At 41.9% G+C, this 23125-nt stretch carries 9 protein-coding genes; all 9 read left to right on the top strand.

What is annotated here, in order from left to right:
• Positions 1-2: 2 nt before the first annotated feature.
• The 9 genes from LGZ98_RS01835 (at position 3) to LGZ98_RS01795 (ending at position 22974) form a co-directional block, all read left to right on the top strand.
• Positions 3-3407 (top strand): non-ribosomal peptide synthetase, encoded by a 3405-nt coding sequence (locus tag LGZ98_RS01835; protein WP_262977624.1) that lies wholly within the window; start codon positions 3-5, stop codon positions 3405-3407.
• Positions 3404-13216: a non-ribosomal peptide synthetase gene (locus LGZ98_RS01830; protein WP_262977614.1), complete on the top strand. Its 9813-nt coding sequence runs from the start codon at positions 3404-3406 to the stop codon at positions 13214-13216. Before LGZ98_RS01835 ends, LGZ98_RS01830 begins: the two co-directional genes overlap by 4 nt.
• The gene (locus LGZ98_RS01825; RefSeq protein ID WP_262977613.1) at positions 13216-15090 is read left to right on the top strand and encodes a thioesterase domain-containing protein; all 1875 of its coding nucleotides are present in this window, start codon (positions 13216-13218) and stop codon (positions 15088-15090) included. Before LGZ98_RS01830 ends, LGZ98_RS01825 begins: the two co-directional genes overlap by 1 nt.
• A gap of 40 nt (positions 15091-15130) precedes the next feature.
• A complete protein-coding gene (locus LGZ98_RS01820; RefSeq protein WP_113041432.1) occupies positions 15131-16798 on the top strand; it encodes a cyclic peptide export ABC transporter in 1668 nt (555 codons plus the stop codon).
• A 237-nt stretch (positions 16799-17035) separates the two neighbouring features.
• Entirely contained in the window at positions 17036-17779 is a 744-nt protein-coding gene (locus tag LGZ98_RS01815) for an aspartyl/asparaginyl beta-hydroxylase domain-containing protein (protein ID WP_112894430.1), read from the top strand.
• A 60-nt stretch (positions 17780-17839) separates the two neighbouring features.
• Positions 17840-18796: a TauD/TfdA family dioxygenase gene (locus LGZ98_RS01810; RefSeq protein ID WP_228899654.1), complete on the top strand. Its 957-nt coding sequence runs from the start codon at positions 17840-17842 to the stop codon at positions 18794-18796.
• A gap of 2 nt (positions 18797-18798) precedes the next feature.
• On the top strand, positions 18799-21222 hold the full coding sequence (locus LGZ98_RS01805; RefSeq protein WP_113041431.1) for an acylase: 2424 nt from the start codon (positions 18799-18801) through the stop codon (positions 21220-21222).
• A 123-nt stretch (positions 21223-21345) separates the two neighbouring features.
• Positions 21346-22179 (top strand): cupin-like domain-containing protein, encoded by an 834-nt coding sequence (locus LGZ98_RS01800; protein WP_191214772.1) that lies wholly within the window; start codon positions 21346-21348, stop codon positions 22177-22179.
• 672 nt (positions 22180-22851) lie between these two features.
• Entirely contained in the window at positions 22852-22974 is a 123-nt protein-coding gene (locus tag LGZ98_RS01795) for a hypothetical protein (protein WP_262405121.1), read from the top strand.
• Positions 22975-23125 lie beyond the last annotated feature (151 nt).

Below are 23125 nucleotides of genomic sequence, written 5' to 3'. Positions count from 1 at the left end.
TTATGAACCTAAAAGGCTTTATTGATAGATTGTCCGAGCAGGAAGTTCGTCTTTTTGTTGAAAATGGGACGCTAAAATCTCAGTCTGCTCCGGGTGCCATCACACCTGAACAGGGAAAATTTATTAAACAAAACAAACAAGCCATTATTGATTTTCTCTCTTATGCAGAAGTCGGGGGGCAACAGAAGTTTTCGTTATTACAACGTCGGCACCTTACCAAGGCTCCGTTATCCTTTGCACAGCGCCGTTTTTGGCTGGTCGAACAGGTTTCTACTATTATTGAACGTCAGTATAAGATTTCAACCGCGTTCAATTTATATGGTCAATTTTCCTTGGCAGCCGCAAGCCAGGCGATAGATGCCATTCTTAAGCGACATGAAATTTTACGAACGGTTTATCAGGAATCACAGGGCATGCTCGAACAAGTCGTGTTGAGCGACTATGTTTTCCAGATAGACAAAGACACCCTTGCCGATGATGTTGACCAACAGCAACACATAGAGGATTGGCTGGAGGGACAGAAACAGAGAATATTTGATTTAAGTAGGGATTTACCGCTAAGAGTGGCTTATCTGGCATCTGATCTAAAATCAGATACATCTGATAAGCCGTTGGCCGGCGTATTGTTTTTTGATTTGCACCATATTGCTGCTGATGGTTGGTCTTTGGCGATATTAGTTGATGAATTTACCCTTCTTTATCAGCAAATTGTTCATGGTAAACCGGCTTTGTTGACTGAGCTTGAACTGCAATACTCGGACTATGCCTACTGGCAGAATCAAGCTGAAACTCAGCAAATGTTTGACGAGCAGTTGCAATATTGGCAACAACAGTTAGCTGACTTGCCATTGGTTCATGAATTGCCGTTGGATTATGCTCGCCCTCAAAAATTGGATATGCGTAGCGCAATACACACGCAAAAGATACCCATGGAGACGGTGAGTAAACTTAAGCGATTAGCTGTGGATTCAAATGCCACGTTATTCATGCTGTTGCATACCGCTTTTGCGGTGATGCTGGCTCGCTACAGTGATAACCCGGATGTGGTTATTGGGACACCTATTACAAGTCGACCGGTACAGAAGCTGGAGTCGCTAATTGGCTGTTTCCTCAATACGCTCGTATTGCGTTTGGATTGTACATCGACGCTGACATTCAATGAGTTGTTGAAGAGTGCAAGGCAGGTGCACCTTGATGCACAGAGCAATCAAGCCATTCCATTCGAATTATTGGTTGAGAAGTTGTTAGCTGAACAAAGCACTGCGTTTACTCCCTTATTCCAAGTGCTTTTCTCAATGCAAAATTATGAATCTCAGCAGCTAGAACTTGCTGATGTTGAATTTGAAGAGGTGATGGAGCAAAGGGGACAAACGCAGTTTGATTTGACCTTAACCGCAGCAGAAGATAAGGACGAACTGTCACTGATTTTTGAGTTTAATCAAGGGCTCTTTAATTCAGACACCATCGCCCGTTTTGCCGAAAATATGCAGTTGTTGTTAGCGCACATTGTGGTCAATGGTGATAGGCCAATTAATCAATTGGCGATTGTCAGTGAGCAGGAACAAGCTGTGTTGGACAAATCTCATCAATCAGCTTGGCAACTGCCTGAGGAGCAACCTTTTGTGCATCGGCTTATTCAACAGCGGGCGGCTGAGTATCCTGAGCGAGTGGCAATTCGCTATCAGGAGCAAAGCCTCAGTTTTGCTGAACTTGATGCAAGGGCTAATCAGATCGCCCAATTATTATTGACTAAAGGTGCCGACAACAACCCGTTGGTTGCGATTTTGATGGCGCCTGGCATTGACTTTGTTGTCAGCATGCTAGCGATATTGAAAGCAGGGTGTGCTTATTTGCCATTGGACCCCACTTATTCTGTGGCGCGGTTAAATTTTATCTTGGCTGACAGCCATGTTGGTTTGGTTATCGTCGATAACGAGAGTATCGATAAGGTCGATTTACCAACGAGTCGCGTTTGCACTATCTTGCTTGATGAGACTGAAATTGCCGCCCAGCCCCGTACTGAACCGATGTTGACCTCAAGTGTGACAGCGGAGTCCCTCGCCTATGTCATTTATACCTCGGGTTCGACGGGTAATCCTAAAGGAGTGATGATCCAGCATGGGGCGTTGAGCGCATCCACTGCTGGGCGGTTTAATTCATACTCGATAGTCCCGGAGAAATTTTTACTGGTGTCATCATTTGCTTTTGATTCATCGGTTCCGGCGATATATTGGGGGCTTGGCAGCGGTGCAACGTTGCATTTAATGGCCCCTCAGGATGCGAAAGATGCATCGCATGTGGCGAAGATTATAGACAGTCAACAAATTAGCCACGCCCTTTTTATTCCCAGTTTCTACGATGCCATGCTTGATTACCTTGCAGGACATTCACTCCGTAAGGTGATTTGCGCCGGTGAAAATTTGTCGGACAACGTAAAGACAAAACATTTCCAATATCAGCCTCAGGCAACGCTTGTCAACGAATATGGGCCAACGGAAACCACGGTATGGTCTTCGTTGAAACTCTTTGAAAAGGCGACGGAGCCAGTCACGATTGGTCGTCCCGCTCCCCATGTGTCACTTTATGTGTTGGCAAAAGATCGCTCCCAATGTCCGGTTGGTGTAGTTGGAGAACTGCATGTTGGTGGTGTCGGACTCGCAAAAGGGTATTTGAACCGTCCAGAACTGACGGCTGAACGTTTTATTGATCATGTGGACGCTAAAGGTAACCGCGAACGGCTATATCGCACCGGTGATTTAGTGAAAGTGTTGCCAACAGGCGAAATTGCTTACATTGGCCGAAATGATTTTCAAGTGAAATTGCGCGGTTTTCGTCTCGAATTGGGTGAAATTGAGCACTGTATCCGCGCTAATTTTGATGTAACGGATGCTGTGGTTTGTGTGAGACAGGATGACAAGCTGCGGCAATCCTTGGTGGCTTATTTGGTGGCTCCGTCGATGCTCGACATACGTGCACAGCGCGATAAAGTCGAGCGCATCTTGCCGGAGTTTATGTGGCCTAGCTTCTATGTGTTATTGCCGGAAATGCCATTGACTGAGAATGGCAAAGTTAATCGTAACGCCCTGCCTGCGCCAAGCATGGAAAATATCGCTAAGGCGCCTTTTACATCACCAGAAACGGCAACTGAAAAGCAGTTAGCTGGATTGTTCCATCGGGAGCTTGGGTTGACGCCAATCAATATTGGGGCTCGGTTTGTACAGCTCGGTATTCACTCACTGCAATTTGTCAAACTCGGCAGTGCCATCAGCGAAGAATTGAAGATCGAACTGTCCGTGAAGGATTTTTACGTCTATGACACGCTGTTTGCTTTAGCACAGTATGTTGAGCAGCAGCTTGCCGAACAACAGAAACAGAGTGGGGAAGAAAGGGAGGTCGTTGAACTGTGAATATCGCCGCATTTTTAGCTGACTTAAAACAGCAAGACATTATGGTATACCTTGAATCTGATTCGCTTAAGTTAAACGCGCCTAAAGGCGCGGTATCGCAAGATATACTGACTGAGTTGAGAGCGCATAAGGTAGAAATTATTGCCTATCTGCAAGGGCAACAATCAAATCCATTACCGATCAAGACTGTCGACAGAGGGTTGACTCGATTACCTCTTTCTTTTGCACAACAACGCCTGTGGTTCATCGACCAGCTCTTTGGCAGCAGCGAACATTACAATATGGCGACGGTGTTGGAAGTGAGTGGCGCATTCGATTTAACGATTGCTGAAAAAGTCATGCAACGAATTGTCGAACGCCATGAAGTGTTGCGCTCAGTTTACCGAGAAGAACAGGGAGAGGTATGGCAGGAGATTCAGTCAAATGTTAAGGCAAAAATCAATGTTCGGCACTTGACATGTGAACCTGCCGAGCTGAAAGCGATACTTTATCAGTATGTTTCTGCTCAGTTTGACTTACAAAAAGATCTCATGGTGCGGATCGACTTTTTTACCACTGATATTCAGCGGCAATTCCTTATCATCAATTTGCACCATATTGCGGGAGACGGATTATCTTTCTCTCTATTGATGGAAGAATTTGTCGCTCATTATCAAGCGATTAAGCAAAATCTGCCGGAATCCTTGCCAGTATTGCCGGTACAATATGCAGATTATGCTTACACTCAGCAGTCATGGATTGCTGATGGGGTGTTTGATGCGCAACTTGATTATTGGCAACAAAAATTAGCGGATATACCGCAAGTTCACCAATTTCCATTAGATTTTCAGCGGCCGGTAAAACAGACCAACTATGGTGTTAAGGTGCGATTCCGATTGGATCGGCAGCCTTCGGCAATGTTGCGTCAGCATGCAGGCAATGCCGGTGCGACCCTGTTTATGTTATTGCACGCTGCATTCTCAGTATTTATTGCTCGCTATAGCCAGCAAACAGATATTGTCATTGGTACGCCGGCCACCAACCGTAAACAAAAAGAGTTGCAGCCACTGATAGGGTTGTTTGTCAATACGCTGGTGCTGAGAACCGAATATCAGGGCAAAGTTGATTTCATGCAGTTTATGCAGCATGTAAAGCAAGTCAACATTGAAGCACAAATGAATCAGGATTTGCCGTTTGATGTTCTCGTGGAGAAATTGGCGGTGAGTCGGAACATCGCTTATTCACCGATATTCCAGTTCATGTTCACAATGGATACGACTGAGGCCAGTGAATCGCGATTGGATGACGTGGTGTTTACGCCGGTATCTTCGGGTGAATCATTCTCTAAATTTGATTTGGAACTCGATGCGATTGATGACAGTGACACGATTCTGTTTGAAGTGGTATACAACAGTAGCCTATTCCATGAACACACGATTGCAAGGTTACTCAAATCATTTGAAGTCTTGTTGATTGATATCGCCGAAAATCCTTATAAAACATTAGACTCTTTAGCGTTGTTAGATGAAGACGAGAAACGTCGTTTAGGTCAACAATTGGCGATACCGTCTTCTATCGCAACAACGACAGAATCTGTGCAATGCCGATTTGAACGTCAGGCAGCACAAAGATCCGATGCGACTGCTTTGGTATGGCAGGTTGCAGGAGAAAAGCAAACCCTGACATATCGCGAGTTAAACCAGCGGGCTAACCGATTGGCGCATCACCTCATCGAAAAGGGGGTTAGGCCGGGCAATATTGTCGCGTTATGTTTACCTCGTTCCCCTGAGATGATTGTCAGTATATTGGCGGTACTGAAAGCAGGCGCCGCTTACACCCCCATTGACGTTGACAACCCTCAATCCCGAATTAATCACATTATTGCGGATTGCCGGCCGGCGGTCGTGTTGACCAACAACACATATGCAGACAAGTTTGCTGAACTGAATGTCATTGTTGAGCGGTTAACTGCGGAAATGGAACAATTTTCAGAGGCTGCATCGGATAATCCAAATATCAACCATAGTTTGGATCAACTTGCCTACGTTATGTATACCTCCGGATCGACGGGCAAACCTAAAGGGGTCATGGTAGAGCATTCGCAGTTGAGCCATTTTGTGGCGGCAGCATTGGCAATGTATGCCGTTAAACCTGACGACAACATATTACAGTTCTCCTCATTTGCATTTGATATTTCCATTGAAGAGTGTTTTGTCACCCTAAGTGCAGGGGCCACTCTGGTATTGAGGAACGATGATTGGCTTAACAGCGCTGACCTATTTTGGCAACAGTGTCATCAGCACAACATCACTGTAATGAGCTTACCCACTACCTTTTGGCATCAGGTGAGTAGTGGCGACGCTTTGGTGCCTGACACACTACGGTTGGTTATCGTTGGCGGTGAAGCCATTAATGCTGAAATTGTCAGACATTGGTTCGCATCAGCAAACCGTCCTCCGGTGATGAATACCTATGGGCCGACCGAAACAACCGTCTTGGCGAGTTACTACTTGATTGAATCTGCGTTGCAGATTGAGCAATCGGTTCCCATTGGCAAGGTATGTGGTCATGTTAAAGCCTATATTGTTGATGAGCGTTTGAATTTGGTGCCACAAGGCGTCATTGGTGAATTAGTTGTTGGCGGTAAAGGTGTTTCCCGCGGTTACTTAAACAGACTTGAGGAGCAGCAGAGAAGTTTTATTCAGATTGCTTTTTTCGACGGTGAGGTTGAGCGGCTTTACCGAACCGGCGATCTGGTGAGGTTTAATGTTCATGGTGAGATTGAATATATCGGGCGCAAGGATAGTCAGATAAAAATTCGAGGTTTCCGTATTGAGCCAGGTGAGATTGAGAGCCAACTTATTGCGATTGAGGGGGTAAGGCAGGCAGTTGTTACGGTTGATGAGCTTAACGGCAACAAACAACTGATTGCATATTACGTTGCTGATGCGCCGCTGGAGCCAGCTGCGCTGAAGGAACAAATCAGCCAAACCTTGCCGGAATATATGGTCCCTAATGCCTTTATTTCGCTAGCCAGTATTCCAATGACGGTCAACGGAAAAGTCGATTACAAAGCGTTGCTGAGTGTAGAGACGCAAGAACCGTTGCCTGAGAATTATTGCCTACCGAAGGGAGAACTGGAGGAACAACTGGCTGATATGTGGCAGCAGTTGTTAGGCCATCCTAAAGTGAGCCGTACCGATAACTTTTTCAAGCTAGGGGGACATTCCCTGTTGGCGATTAAGTTGGTATCGGAGATCCAGAAAACCTTGGCCGTATCGATCTCTGTTCGGGTTGTCTTTGAAAGCCAAACCTTGGCGGAACTGGCGCAATTGATCGTTGAACAACAAAGAGCAACTCGCGGCAATGCAGCGATAGCGCCAATTACGCCTGTCGCTGAAATGGCGCGGCTTCCATTGTCGTTTTCCCAGCAACGGCTTTGGTTTATTGACCAATTAGATGGGCAAACGCCTCAATATAATATGCCGCTGGCATTAACCGTCAAAGGGGATTTCAATCTCGCTATCGCTGAACGTGCGATAAACATGATTGTCCAACGCCACCAGGTGCTGCGAACTGTCTATCGGCATGATACCGCCGGTGCATGGCAGGAAGTGCTGGACAAAGTAATCGTGAAGATCGACCGGATTGACTATCAAAGCCTTGGAGAAAAAAGTTGTCAGCAGCAGGTACAAGAATTTATTCAGCAGCACGCGGAGCAGGTATTTGATTTAGCTAACGATGTCATGCTGCGAGCGGCCTATCTGAAGATAGCCGAAGATCAATGTGTTATGGTCTTCAACATGCACCATATTGCATCAGATGGTTGGTCAATCAAAGTGCTTGCTGATGAATTTGTCGACATATACCGCCAACTGCTTGAAGGCAGTCAGCAACCGGCTTTGCCATCGCTACCCATTCAATATAAAGATTATGCTGTCTGGCAACGGCAACAACTACAGGGTGAAACGTTACAAACGGATCTTAACTACTGGCTAACTCAGCTTCATGAATTGCCTCCGGTACACGACTTACCGTTGGATTACCCGCGTCCATTACAACTTGGCAGCCGTGGTGGGTTATTTGAATTTAGTACTGATAAGTCTCTTTTGATTGGGCTTAAATCGCTTGCCGGTCAACATAATACGAGCCTGTTTGTGGTATTGCATGCGGCATTTACCTTGTTACTTGCCCGTCATGGACAAAGCAAGGATATTGTCATCGGGACGCCGGTTGCGAATCGTTTGCAGGCGGAAGTTGAACCGCTTATCGGCTTTTTCGTCAATATGCTCGTGCTGCGCACCCAATACCAAGCCGATCTCACTTTTGCTGAATATCTGTCACATATTCGCCAAGTTAATATTGATGCTCAAGCGCATCAGTTACTGCCGTTTGAATTGTTGGTTGAAAAAATGCAGCCGGAGCGGAGTACAAGTTATTCGCCGCTATTCCAAATTGTATTCTCGATGGATACCAATGAATCCAAGGTATTGCAATTGAGCGACGTCGAATTTGAGTACCTTGATAGCGAACATGTCACGGCTCAGTTCGATTTGACCTTAGATGCCAGTGAAAGTGAGGACGCTCTTGATTTTAGTTTTGAATACAACTGTGAATTATTCGAACGGTCAACAATAACCCGATTCAGCCAACGGTTCCTGACTTTATTGTCTGCATTAGTGAGTGAGCAATATCAAACGGCTCCTTTGACGAAACTGCCGGTGTTAACTGAGCAGGAAAGACAATATCTGTTGGTCGATATCAATGACAATTGGCAGCCTTATCCGGCTGATAAGTGCATTCATCAATTGTTTGAAGAACAAATGGAACGGAGTCCAGAACAAATAGCGGTTATTGACGGCGAGCTTCATCTCACTTACCGGCAAGTGAATGCTCAAGCGAATCAGGTCGCTCACTTTTTGTTGGGCAAAGGTTATACACCGGATTCCTTTATTGCGGTTTGCATGGAGCGAACTGCGGCCTCGGTGATTACTGTACTTGGCATCTTGAAGGCGGGTTTAGCCTATGTGCCATTTGATGCTGATCAGCCATTGCAGCGGATTGAATACATTCTTCAAAATAGCGGTGCGCCATTAGTTGTGGTTGATGATATTCAGCGTTTGCCTACTGAGGTGGCTTCGGCGTACAACGTCTGGAGATTGGATGAAATATTAAGCCAGTCACGGATTGAGACCCATATTGCGGTGACGCAGAGTCATTCAACCGCGACCAATTTGGCTTACATGACTTACACCTCAGGAACAACGGGTCATCCCAAGGGCGTGATGGTTGAACACACGGCGATGATTGCGCGTTTGTATGGTTGGGATGCCGTATTTGGTTTATTCCAGAAGCCGCCAACCGTATTACAAATGGCGGGTTTGGCTGTAGATATTTTTCTGGGTGATATCGTTAAGAGCTTGACCACCGGTGGCCGCTTGGTGATTTGCCGCAAGTCGGATTTAATTACCACAGAGGCTTTGTATCAGCTTATCGAACAACAACAAGTGACGTTTGGTGACTTTGTGCCGGTCATTCTGAGAAATTTACTCGATTATGCTGAACAAAACAGGGGCCGATTGAATTCACTGCGCCATATATTAGTGGGTTCCGAAGCTTGGTATGGTCGTGATTTGAACCGCTTGCAAAAACTGATGCATACCGATGCCCGTTGTTTCAATATTTATGGACAAACAGAATCAGTGATTGATGCCAGTTACGGTGATGTGACCCATCTCTCTTTGCCTGATGATGCCTATGTTCCCATTGGTACGCCGTTTGCCAACACCCACATTTATATCCTTGATGCTTATGGCGAGCCTGTGCCTATGGGCGTGATGGGTGAAATTGCGGTAGGCGGCCCAGGTTTGGCAAGAGGTTACAACCGCAATAGCGAATTAACGCAACAAAAATTTGTTAAAGACAACCTTTCTGGTCGTTGTGGTTACATTTATCACACAGGTGATCAAGCGAGATTAAAATCTGATGGAACGCTGGCGTTTTTAGGGCGTAATGATGATCAAATAAAACTGCGTGGATTTCGTATTGAACTGGCTGAAATTGATGCCAAGCTTCGTGCATTGCCTGATGTGCAGAATGCTATTGCCGTGGTGCGGGAAATTGAGCAGGGTAATAAACAAATTATTGCTTATCTTCAAACGCCACAACCGTTATTGGTTGAACAGATCAGAGAACAGCTACGGCATCAATTACCTCATTACATGATCCCCAGTGCATTTGTCTGTCTGAATGTTTTCCCGATGACGATTACCGGAAAAGTGGATAAAGAAAAACTCCCTGCACCGGAAGCCAGCGCTTTTACCAGTACTGAATATGTTGCGCCACAAAATGACGTTGAAAGAACATTAGCCTCTATTTTTGCGGTTGTTTTGAAGCAGGAGAAAGTGAGTCGTTACGATAATTTCTTTGCTTTGGGTGGTGACTCAATATTAATTGTGCGTGTTGTTGCAATGGCTAAACAGGCGGGGTTGGCACTCAATGTAAAAGATATTTTGGCCTATCAAAGTATTCATGAAATAACGCAGCAGTTACCTGATTTAAACAACAAAAATGTCTCTTCTAAAGATGCTTATCACGCTTTTTCATTACTCACAGATGACGAACGGGCGGCATTAAAGGCGCCATCCGCATTGGATGATGCATATTCATTGTCGAGTTTGCAAATGGGGTCTATTTATCATCAGCTAAAAGATAAAAGTTACCACATTGTAGAACATTACTCGATTGATGCTGTATGGAGTGAACAAACGTTTCGTCAGGCATTTAATGCCATAGTACAGCGCCATGAGTTATTGCGTGCGACATACAACTTCGAATTAGGAAGAGCATTGCAATATATTCATAAAACGATTGCTTTGCCGGTTACGCTTAATGATTATCGCCACCTTTCCGTGCAGGAATTTGAGCATCAATTAGCGCACTGTTTAGCACAGGAAAATAGCCACTTTTTTGCTGAAAATGAATTAATGTGGCGAGTTAATGTATTTATTGATGCTAATAATACATTTGCTCTGGTTTTGTCCCATCAACACGCCATTCTTGATGGTTGGAGTGTCGCCAACCTAAAAGTTGAGTTTATGGAGAACTATTTATCGGTGTTGTCTGGCGGTTCTATTCCACCAAGAGCTGACTTACCGCATTACGGTGAATACATTGCTGAAGAACTGGCTGCTATTGATGATCCTGAACACAAAGCCTATTGGCAGAACATAGCCAACGCTGCGGTATTGCCTGACTGGACCAGCAAAGGGTCAACACAACATTATTCTGTTCGCCTTGAGCTATCTTATTTACATGACGATTTGCAACAACTTGCGATGCGCTTAAAAGTGCCGTTGCGCACATTGCTGTTGGCGGTACATGTTTATGTATTGGCGAAAGTCAATGGCACTGATTCCATAACCAGTTCGGTGGTAAGCCACGGGAGACTTGAAGTAGAAGGCGCTGAATCTTGTCTTGGATTATTCTTAAATACGCCGCCAGTTAATGCCGATATCCATCAACAAACCTGGGCGTCATTGATTCAGCAATTAACCGAATATAGCACGGCAAGCTGGCCTTATCGGCATTATCCGGTTGCTATGATGCAAGAGGAATTCAAGTGTGATTACTCTGGCGCTTTGTTTAACTATGTCGATTTTCATGTGTCTGATGAGTTACAGACAACGCAAGATGTTGAGCCTGAGCAGGCTTATGATCATGAATATGAACGAGTTGACTATGGTTATGATTTTGTTTGCCATCATAGTTCAGCTAACGGTTTTCTGGTTCTGCAATTAGCGTTGACACAATCGGTGTTTGGAGCACATCAGGCAGGTCAAGTATTAGCCTATTATGAAACGGCAATAAAATCGATGTTAGTTTCACAACATCATCGCTTGGGGCATGCGGATTATCTGGCATCAGGTCAAATCCAACACTTGCAACAATTAGCCCATAATCCGTCATCTATTGCTAATGATTGCCCATCTCTGACGCAATTATTTGCCCGAGTTGTGCATCAGATACCTGATGAAGTGGCCTTGTCAGGGCCTTGGGGAAGCATGAATTATGCTCAGTTGGCGTTAGCGGCTGACAAGCTGGCGGCACTCCTTGCTGCGCGGGGAATTGGGGTAAATGATACGGTGGGTATTTATTTATCAAGTCGTCCTGAGGTGGTGATTAGTGTCTTGGCTATTTTGAAGGCGAACGCAACGTTTGTGCCATTGGCAACCGATTATCCAACAGAACGCATTGCCCATATTATTAATGATGCTGATATTCAGCTTATTGTTTCACAGCGTTCTGAAAGCCACACTTTGCCTGTTGATAAACAGCGTATTGTTATGGTTGATGAGATTGAATCGGTTGATACTGCGGTTGTGACACAAGACGTAGCATTATCAGCGCAAGAGCGTGTTGCTTATATCATGTATACCTCGGGTTCAACGGGTACGCCTAAAGGCATTAAGATCAGTCATCACAATTTACTGAGCTATTATGAGGCGGTTCAACGCTGTTATCCGACAAATTCTGCCCGTGTATTGCAAATTGCCAACATTGGTTTTGATATTTTTATCGAAGAATTAATGTTGTCGGTATTTTCCGGTGGTTGTCTGGTTCTGGATAGCCATAAAACAGCGTATAGCGTTAAACAGTTATGTCAGATCATTGATGCACAAAAAGTCACACTGATTTCAGTACCCACAGCTTTATGGCATGAATGGACGTATCAGTTAACTGCCGACGATGTTGAGCAACTGGTTAAGCATTTGAAGATATGCATCGTGGGTGGTGAAGCCATGCGAATGGAGTTATTGGCGCTATGGCAACAAAAAACAGACGGAAAGATCCGTTTATTCAACACGTATGGACCGACAGAAACAACCATTGTGGCAACCGCCATTGATGTCACACAACTCGATACCTCAACAAACTCAGTGGTGCCGATAGGACGTCCTTTGGCGCATTGTCAGACCTATGTTTTGGATTCTCAGGGTGGATTGGTGCCGCCAAATGTTATTGGTGAACTCTACATTGCGGGTGATGCTTTAAGCTTAGGTTATGTGAATAACCCAGAGCAAAATGCGGCACAGTTTATTGAAATGGCTATCTTGCCGGAACAAACAGTACGCTTATATAAAACCGGTGATCGTGTTTATTGGAATAACGAAGGTGAACTGGTTTATGTCGGTCGTCTTGATAATCAGGTCAAGATCAGAGGTTTTCGTATCGAAACCCGCGAAATAGAGTCAGCACTGTCAGCGATTGATAGCGTGGCGACAAGTATTGTGCGAGTGACAGTCGATGCAACCGGCGAAAAACAGCTATGTACTTGGCTAGTGATGCCAAAGGGCGCCGAAACGGATGTTGTCATCCCCTTGATAAGAGAACAACTGAAAACCCGATTACCAGAATATATGGTGCCAACCCTATATGCCGTGATAGCCGCTATACCAACCACGGCTAATGGTAAAGTGAATTTTGCTGCCCTACCTGAGCCAAAACCTTGCATTAAGAGTGGGTTAGAGCGTGTTGCAGAAACTGAAATTGAAAAACAATTGGTACAACTGTGTGCCGATGCACTGAAATTACCGTTAAGCATGGTGAATTTAACCGCGTCTTTTATCGAGTTGGGAGGGAACTCCTTAACCTTGTTAAGGTTTTTACATCAGATACAACAGACTTTTGCTGTAGCGGTAAGCGTTGCCGATATCATGACGGCCAGTGATCTAGCCATGCTGGCACTGATCATTGAACGTAAGCAGTTGCAACAGGTTGAACTAGCCAATCAGGGAGATAACGCTGTGGCGGAAGAAGGCTGGTTATAATGATAAAAATAGACGCGGATAAATCAGGTGGAATAATGCGAATCGTTGATATTATTCGTCAAACTTCGGCTGCGGGGGTGCAGTTATTTGTTGAGCACGGCAAATTAGGTTTTAAAGTCATGTCAGGTTGCGTTTTTACCCCTGAACTAAAAAACCTAGTGATTGCCAATAAAGCTGAAATTATTGCTTTTTTGGTGCCCGATGACGCCATTAAATTGGTGTCATTGGGCGCTGACCGAACGCCATTATTTTTGGTTCCTGGCGCAGGTGCTCCAGTCTCATCTTTTATTGATTTAGCCCGAGAAATAAAAAACGATTTCTGCCTCAAAGTATTTGACGCAACTTCCCTATTCTTGGAAGGGAAAACAGTGACTGTCAAAACATTGGCTGAACGTTATGCGGTATTGCTTTTGCAAACTTATCCTCAAGCGCATTATCGATTGATGGGTGATTGTGTGGGGGCATGTGTTGCTTTCGAGGTCGCTTTATTGTTGGAAAATGAAGGAAAAACGGTTGACTTGATAACGCTTGATAGTTTTCTGACCGCCTATGAGCAACAGCCTTATACCCGCGAGGAGATCGATGGAGTCAGTGCCGAGTTAGCTCAAGGCATTGAAGGTGAAGCCCTAGAAAGCTTTATTGAAGTTTATAAACGCAACTCTATGATGGTTTGCAATTATGTGCCATCGGCTAGGTTAAAGGGCAAGATGACATTCATTTATTGCGAAACTTCTATACAACTACGGGCAGAAAAAGAGAAAATTATTGCATCCTTACAAGATTATGTCACACAACCGATTATTTGTGGCATGGTAAGTGGTGATCATTATTCAATATTAAAACCGGGTGACGTTGAATCTCTGGCCGAAGCTATATTACGACAACGTTACCGGCCAGAGCCTGCATTCAAAAAATCGAATTTAACCTATCAAGAGTTGCTCGACATTGTGCAATATCGGGCCGATATTTATCGGCCTGTAAATGACATCAATCATTGTCACCGAGTGAGAATATCACAGGTCGGGTGTTGGTTTATTGAAATAGCGGATGGCCGTGTACATATTGATTTCAACGCTGATGATGCAATGTATAAACAATATGATTTTTATAGTGAGATTGAAATCAGCACGGATTTATTAATGGCGTGCGTAACCAGCGAGGAACCCGCAATCGCTATCGCTAAGGCGATATTGGATCATAAAATTCAGGTACAACAAGGAGAAGAGCTATATCACTTATTATGGATTATTTTTGGCATCACGAAACCTGATGAAATTTTTAACTGGATTGATCAACAAGATAGCCAAGATCAATATTTAGGTGTTCAAACTGATGGAATTGCTTTTGACGATAAATGTCATATCAATTCTTACGATGGCACTTACTTTATGCCTGCTCATTACAGTGTGATTCATAAGGCATTAATATCTCTGCCGATCGAGTACAGTGACTTTGAATTTGTCGATTTGGGATGTGGTAAAGGGCGGGCGATTATATGTGCATCTAATTACAATTTTAGCAAGATTACCGGAGTAGAAATTGTTGAATCATTGGCGTTAATTGCACAGAAAAATATTAACATTATAAATAAAAAAAATCACATTGAGATAATACAGACCGAGGTAAATAATTATCAATTTAATGAAAACAATGTGGTTATTTATAACTTTGATCGTTTTTTTGATGATCAGCTTAAACAACTGCTAGGGCGGTTAAAAACAGATATTTATGACAAAGGCTATAAGGTGTTGATTTTGCAAATTAATGGTGATGATACTCTTTATCAACACTGTTTTTGGTTAACGTCAAAAACAGTTAGCCGAGGTTTTATGGGGGGATGGAATATCACTTTATGGCAAAGTAAAGATTGTTAAAGTCTGGCAATAATAAAATCTTATTTAGGAGTTAATCTCGATGATCTCTGATTTGGTTAAAGCCAATCGGTTAAAAATTATTTTTAATAGTATTGTTGGTGCTTTTAGCGCTTTCTTTAGTATTTGGTTAATTTCCTTGATTACCGATGATGCATTGGAGCAGATTAGTGCTGACTTATTATCATGGACAGTTAGGTTCTTTATCGGGCTAGCATGTTTATTTATTGTGAGCTCTTTTGCTAATTACCTAATGACAAAGTTAAGTATCAAAATTATTTTTGAAGTTCGTAGTACCTTAGTGAAACGTATCTTGAATACCCCTTATGCCATTTTGGATAGTATCGGAGGACATAAAGTTCAGGCTAGCTTAACATCTGATGTCGGTGATATTTCCAGGGCTATTTCTACCATGCCGCAGTTTATTTATCATGTCATTACAGTGATTGCATGTTTAGGTTTTCTGGCATTCAAATCGATTGAACTATTTATGGTCACGCTGGTAATTCTGCCATTAGGGATTTTGGTTTCGCGTTATTTCATCCGCAAAGCCGAAGCTTATGATGAGATATATCGTGATGATTATGATAATCTTCATGAGCAGTTTAAAAGCCTGGTGGATGGGGTTAAAGAGCTTAATAACAATGAAAAGCGTAAACATTCATTTTTTAATCGGGGTGTTTTACCATCATTAGAAAAGATTAATGACTCTGATCTTAAATCAGAAATTTTCTGGAAATTGAATGAGAATTGGGGGCAAATACTATTATTTCTGGTCCTTGGTACTATTTTATTTTCTCATGTGATGTGGGGTATAGGGGAAAGTAACGATATTCTCACCTTTATCTTTATTATGACCTTTTTACTGGGGCCTGTTGATTTTATCCTGTCCTCACAGGAAACCATAGTAAAAGCGCTCATCTCTCTGCGTAAGATTGATCGCTTGAGGTTTTCTGAAAACTTATCAATGGAGCCGACGTTAACCAACCCAGAAGAATATAAAGAATGGTCTCGAATTTCCCTGCGTTCCATTAGCTTTAAGTATGCCGGTGAAGGGAACTGTTTTTCTGTTGGGCCGATTAATCTGGATATTCAGCGCGGCGAAATTATCCTTATTAAAGGCGGTAATGGCAGCGGTAAGTCAACTTTTGCCAAATTGTTGATTGGCTTATTGAATAAATCTGAAGGTGATATTTTCATAGATGATAAGGTGGTTAATAAAGATAACCTAGAGAATTATCTGAATATGTACAGTGTTATTCATTCGGATTTTTATCTGTTTGATACGGTAATTAATCGAAAAGGTGAACTTGCCGATGATGAATTAACTCGTCAATATCTGAAAAAATTGGATTTAGCAGCAAAAGTCACGGTTAAAGATGGCAAATTATCCACAACTAAGCTTTCTCATGGTCAACGTAAGCGCTTAGCGCTGGTTATCTCTTATATGGAAGATGCGCCTATTTATTTGTTTGACGAATGGGCAGCCGATCAGGACCCTAATTATAGAAAATTTTTCTATCATGAATTACTTCCTGAAATGAAGCGCAATGGAAAAACGATCATTGTTATTAGTCATGATGATAAATATTTTCATATCGCCGACAGAGTTATCACGATGGATAATGGTTTGGTAGATAATATTGAAATCAACGTACACCCCGATAAAGTAGAAAATACTGCTTTAGAGCCCGCTATTGCTAAGATGTAATCATAATATACCCTATGGATTTCAAGATGGATCGTGGCGGCAAAGGAGTGCAGCCAACAAAGAGGCAGCTTGAAAGATGATGGGTATATACCCTATGGATTTCAAGATGCATCGCGGCGGCAAAGGAGAGAATCCCCGGGAGCATAGATAACTATGTGACCGGGGTGAGCGAGTGCAGCCAACAAAGAGGCAGCTTGAAAGATGATGGGTATAAAGCATAAATATCAGGAGGTTATCATGTTAGAACTATTTGAAGATCAATTGGCTGGAATTAGAGAAAAATATGGGAGTGACTGTTTAAAAAGAGTAGAGGATATGTTTTATCCTTTACTACAACAAAGAGCGCCATTACAAGCAGATGCCAAATATATCATGCCCGGTCTTTCTACCACGCCGTGGTTGGATACGAATTCGTTTCCGCAGTTGCAACCGTTAGTCACCTCATTGATGAATAATGCGGGTAAAATAAAACAGGAAATTAACGCAGTCATCAGTGGTGAGTCCCAATATATCACCGATTATGAGCACTATTTGGGAACGCAAAAAGATTGGAAAGCATTATATTTATTTAAAAATGGTCAGCCTAATAACGCAGTTGCCAATATTTTGCCTGCTACATGGCATATTTTTAATAATGAATTACGGGATTGGCATTGTCCTCTATTGGAAGTTCATTTTTCGGTGTTGCAACCAGGTACGGTGATTAAACCGCATTGTGATTTATGGAATTTCACCCTTAATTTACATTTTGCGGTCGATATTCCTGCTAGCAATTGTGAGATCATTGTTGCGAATGAAGCCAGATGTTGGAAAGAAGGAGAGTGTTTACTTTTTGATTACTCTTATCAGCATGAAGCTTATAACCGTTCAGATAAACATAGAATTTGTTTATTAATGGATATCTGGCATCCCAATTTATCATTTGCAGAACGAGAAGCACTGGTTTTGATCATTACCGGTATTCGTAAACTTTTTGGTTAGTTTATACCCAATGGATTTCAAGAAGGACAGCCTATTATGAATAGAAAAGGGCAGTGCATCGTGTCTGATATTCAAGAGTTTGATGACTTCATTTTTGAGCTTGACTCAGCAGAACAGACATATTTAAAGCAGGCATTTTTAAAGTCTTCTCTAAAATATGACATTGATAATTTCGAAGATTTTTATTGGAAATGTTTTTATCAATCATTTAATTTGCCTGTGCGTTTACAGAAAAAACTATTTGATTTTCGAGCGTTAGAAAATGAAAATTATTTGTTGATAAAGGGATTGCCTGTCCCTGATGATCTTGGCTTAACGCCTTTATCTTATGAACAAACAAATAGTTCTGAGGTAGCGGGTGTTCGTACTTTGATATCAACGCTCTTATCTCGAATTGGGTATATTTATTCGTTTGTCAATAAAAAGAACTTTAATTTTATCGATGATGTCTTTCCAATGGAACAATATAAGAATATGCAAGTAGGCACAAATAAAGAGTTTTTGGAATGGCATGTTGAAGATGGTTTCCATGATGCAAAAGCAGACTGGGTTGCTTTATATTGTCTGCGTGGCGATATAAATGCCGAAACCTACTTATTTCAAACAAAGAATATTCATTTGGATGCTGAAACCATTGCTGAATTGCAAGAACCAAACTTTGAGATCGATGTCGATCCAACCTTTGTGTCGAATATTGCTGGCCGCCGTCGTGTTGCTATATTAAGTCAACATGAAGAGCCAGAAATGATATTTGACCCAGCTTATATGCGTTGTTTAACACCAAAGGCAGAAGCCGCGTTGGAAAAGTTAAATCAGTGTATTAATGAAAATAGAGAGACTTTTATATTATCTCCTGGAGAAATGTTGCTATTTGATAACCGTAAAGTCGCTCATGCGCGTAGCGAATATGAACCTCGATACGATGGTTATGATCGTTGGTTACTCAGAGCATTAATATTGGAATCAAAATTCAAAGCCAGAGATTGCTTTTATACAGGCACATTAAGGGCAAAATAAAAATGACATCATTTAAAACAGTATTATTTAAAACAATATCATTTAAAACAATCACATTACTGTCAACTATTTTGTTGACAATAAGTTGTGGCGGATTTAAAAGTTATTCAGCAAAGACGACGACAGCATTTGAAGCGAAAATTGTTCGTACTCATTATGGTGTTCCTCATATTTATGCGCAAGACTTGGGAAGCTTGAGTTTTGGCAATGCTTATGCTCAGGCACAAGATAATATATGCATTATGGCGGATAATTATGTGCGCATTCGAGGGGAGCGTGCGCGTTTCTTTGGTGCTGATAGAGATCAGGTGGGTGACTCACTGAATTTAATTCAGGACTTCGGCTATAAAGCTTTAGCTTTGGTGGAACAGGCGCGTGAAAAATGGCCGCAATTAAGTACTGATTCACAGGTAATTATTGATGGATTTGTTGCAGGTTATAATACCTACCTGTCCCATGTAAAGGAAGGGCGTTATACCTTACCAAAAGCTTGTCGAGATAAGGAATGGGTAGTACCTATTCAACGTGAGGATGTACTGGCATATGTGTTTTCTATAGCGGTATTTCCTGGTTCTGCTCAATTTCTTGCTGATTATTATGCTGCTGATCCCAATAAAGATGATCAAAAACAATTGTCTTTAAATATATCTAGGAATGATGGTTATTCCATTGGTTCGAATGGTTGGGCATTAGGCCGTGACAAAGTTGAAGAGGTCAATAGCATGTTATTGGCGAACCCCCATTTTCCTTATGAAGGCAACATGCGTTTTTGGCAAGTGCATCATGTCATGAACGGAAATATTGATGTTATGGGAGCGTCTTTAATTGGTTTCCCGGGTATTGTTAATATTGGATTTAATCACAACATTGCCTGGACTCATACTTATTCATCGGCTGAACATGTCATTGTTTACAAAATGCAAACTGTTGCTAACAATCCGCTCAATTATGTGATTGATGGCGTTATTAAACCGGTAATGTCGAAGCCAATTCATATTGACGTCAAAACCGATAGCGGTATTAAAACTGTCACGAAAGATCATTTTTATACTGATATTGGGCCCATTATTGAAAATGAAGACTTTGTTTGGTCCGAGTCTGAATTTTATGTCGTGAAAGATGTCAATCTTTACAATATTAATATGATTGATCATTGGTTGGCGTTGAATCGAGCGGATAGTCTTGCCGATGCAAAACAATCTTATAAAGATTTTAATGGCTTGGCTTTTAATAACACGTTGTTAACCGGTAAAGAAGGCGTTGGTATTTTTATTGGTGATAGAGCTGTACCGGCATTATCTCTTGAAGCTATTCAATTATTGAATGATAACGAAACCCTAGCGGCGGCACGTGAGAAGTATGGCGTGACTATTTTACCGGGTAACGCATCATCAATGATTTTTACCGAAGCCTTGGGTTATGATCAGATCCCACAACTTGTGGAAACATCCTATGTACAAAATTCCAATGGTTCTCACTGGGCAACGAACCTGGAACATTTGCTCGAAGGTTTTTCTCCACTTCTTGGTAATGAACAAAAACCCCTGTCGTTCAGAACTCGTATGGGGTTGCAACTAATAGAGGATGCGGCGGGTGATAATAAGCGATTTTCTCTCATGGAGTTAGAGAGGGCGTTATTCTCTGAGCGTTCATATTTAGCTGAACTGATATTAAAAGATGTGATTTCCTTATGTGATAAAACACAGAACCGATTAATTAAATTGGTGAATGGCATGAAGGTGGATATTACTCTGGCATGTCAATTGCTATCACAATGGAACGGTGAATTTAATGCGGATAGTCGGGGCGCGATTATATTCCGTGAATTAGCGTTTTTAATTGATCAGCAAAAACATTTTGCCGTACCGTTTGATATAGCCCACCCGGCAACAACGCCACGCCAATTAAAACAAAGTGAAGAGCTTGTTACCTTGTTAGCACGGGCGGTTGCTAATGTGAAGAATACGGGGCTGGCTTTAGATACTCCGGTAAGTAAATTTCAATTTATTGAAAGTACCGCACCTGACGGTAAACCGGCAGGTAATCGCATGAGTTGGCCGGGATTATTTCAAGAAGAAGGCGGCTTTAATATGATCGCGACATGGGATGGGGATGAAACCCTATTTCCTAAACATCATTATACTGTGGGTAATGATGTGGTGAGTGGTGAAGTATTGGAATCGGAGCTAACTGATCAAGGATATCATATTCGTTATGGTTCTAGTTGGATAATGTTGGTGGCATTTGATCAACAAGGGCCTAATGCGCGCGGGTTACTCACTTATTCGCAATCTTCTGATATTGATTCGCCTCATTTTGCAGATCAGAGCAGATATTATTCTCATTATAAACAGCTATTGCCGTTGCCTTATGGGTTAGAAGAAGTTCAGCAATCAACTATTTCGGAATTAATTATCCAACATTAAGTTAAGATTGCTTGGCACTGGTTCACAAGAAATTTTTTGATGTTTTTAACATAAGCATTATAACTGGCTGGTTATTTCAGTCAGTTATAGAAAAGACTATTTATTCTTTGGAACGATATAAATATGATAGATTTTTCTAATTCTGGTTATCAGAAATGCGTAGAGTTCACCGAGCCATCCATAGAGGATGTGTTTGCTTGTATGCTGAATAGAGTCCCTTTTATTATTCGAGGAGGCGCTGAACAGTGGGTAGCAAGAACAAAGTGGACATGGGACTATTTTCAGCAAAAATTTGGTCATCACCTGATAAAAGTATTTCGATCATCAAATAATAAAGATAATAAATATATGTCTCTTGGTGACTATATTGATTATATAAAAGATGTGGAAGACCCTGATCCTTATTACGCCTCTGCGTGGCCGTTTTCGCTCTATTTTAAAGCGTTGGTGAGTGATTATGAGGTCCCTGACTATTTTTCTTGCTTAATTCGTCAACGTGTTTCAGACGATATTTTGCATAATGAAGCAGCATTACTATTACTTCGCTGGATATATATGGGGCCTAAAAACAGCGGCTCTCGTATGCATTTGGATATTGCTTCTACTCATGCTTGGAATGCGGTGATTAGTGGTCGAAAAGAGTGGGTATTTTATGGGCCGGAAGAGGCAATGGAAATAGGTTATGGCAAAGTTGATGCTTTTAACCCTGATCTGGTCTTATATCCCGATTTCATTCAGGCTCAAGGAATTCATTGTATACAGAATCCTGGTGATATTGTTTTCACGCCTTGTACACACTATCATCAAGTTAAAAATTTGGTGGCAGGAATTTCAATCACTGAAAATTTTATTAATGACACGAACTTGGAGCTTGTTAAGCATTCCATAAACAACGATGATGATATATCACCGGAACAAGCAAATTTTATTCGTATGTTGATTCCTGAGTTAAGTTAACCTTAAGTCTGCTTAAGCCGTCACTCTCGAATGGAAAAATTCAGTGACGGTTTCTTCTTTTTCAAATAATAAGTAATGAATCCACCCAACACGGTTAATAAATTCCTCTTGCCGGTACATGGTCGTGAACGTCCTAATATTGCGTCTACGACCATGATGTAGTATGGAAACCCAGCATATCAATAAATTGATGTGTGTAACGATGATTTATTATCTCTGCTTATCTTTATTCCAATTACTGGCCATTTAGCGGAATTGAGCAGAAACGTGGCAGGTTGTCCAGTTGTACCAATAACGGGATCGCCAGCTTTTAATGAAGCACCATATGGAATGGCATGAAAAATCGCAGGTGTAACTTCAACGAAGTTCTCAGTTAAAAACTGAATTGATTGAATGGAATCAGCTTGAAAACGCGTTGAAGTTGCAACAAATAAAATCCAATAAAGACAATATGTTGGAGGGTATTTTTGAGAGGTTTAATACTTAAGGTTCAGTGTATGATCGGTGATTACAAGTAATAGTTTCATGTAATGATAACCATGACTATTTGTATTTTGAATATTAACATTTAAATACAATAACGACTTGACAGCCAAAAAAAACCTACAATACTTATGTGTAATGAAAATTCCAATTTTGCATGACACATAAATAACAATGGAGGATGTATCTATGATCACTCAAGTAACAAACATAGAAATTCTTGAAGAAATTGCTTCTGATATGGATATTGAGACAGCTGCTGTTGAAGTAGATTATGAAGCGATCGGGGGTAAGACAGCACCTGAATTTTAATTTTTTAGCCTTACTCCTTTTTATAAGGAGTAAGGCTACACTAAGGGCTTGAAAATATGTATTTAAAAGTTAAGGATGATATTATCTGTCTGGAAGACCTAGGTTTTTGTTTTTTCCATAATGGTGAATTAATGGTAAAACTAAAAAAAAT

The sequence above is a fragment of the Photorhabdus kayaii genome, from assembly GCF_025384895.1.
GTDB lineage: Bacteria > Pseudomonadota > Gammaproteobacteria > Enterobacterales > Enterobacteriaceae > Photorhabdus > Photorhabdus kayaii.
The sequence above is the reverse complement of the archived record's forward strand: the minus strand, read 5'-3'. Positions and strand labels throughout refer to the sequence as shown.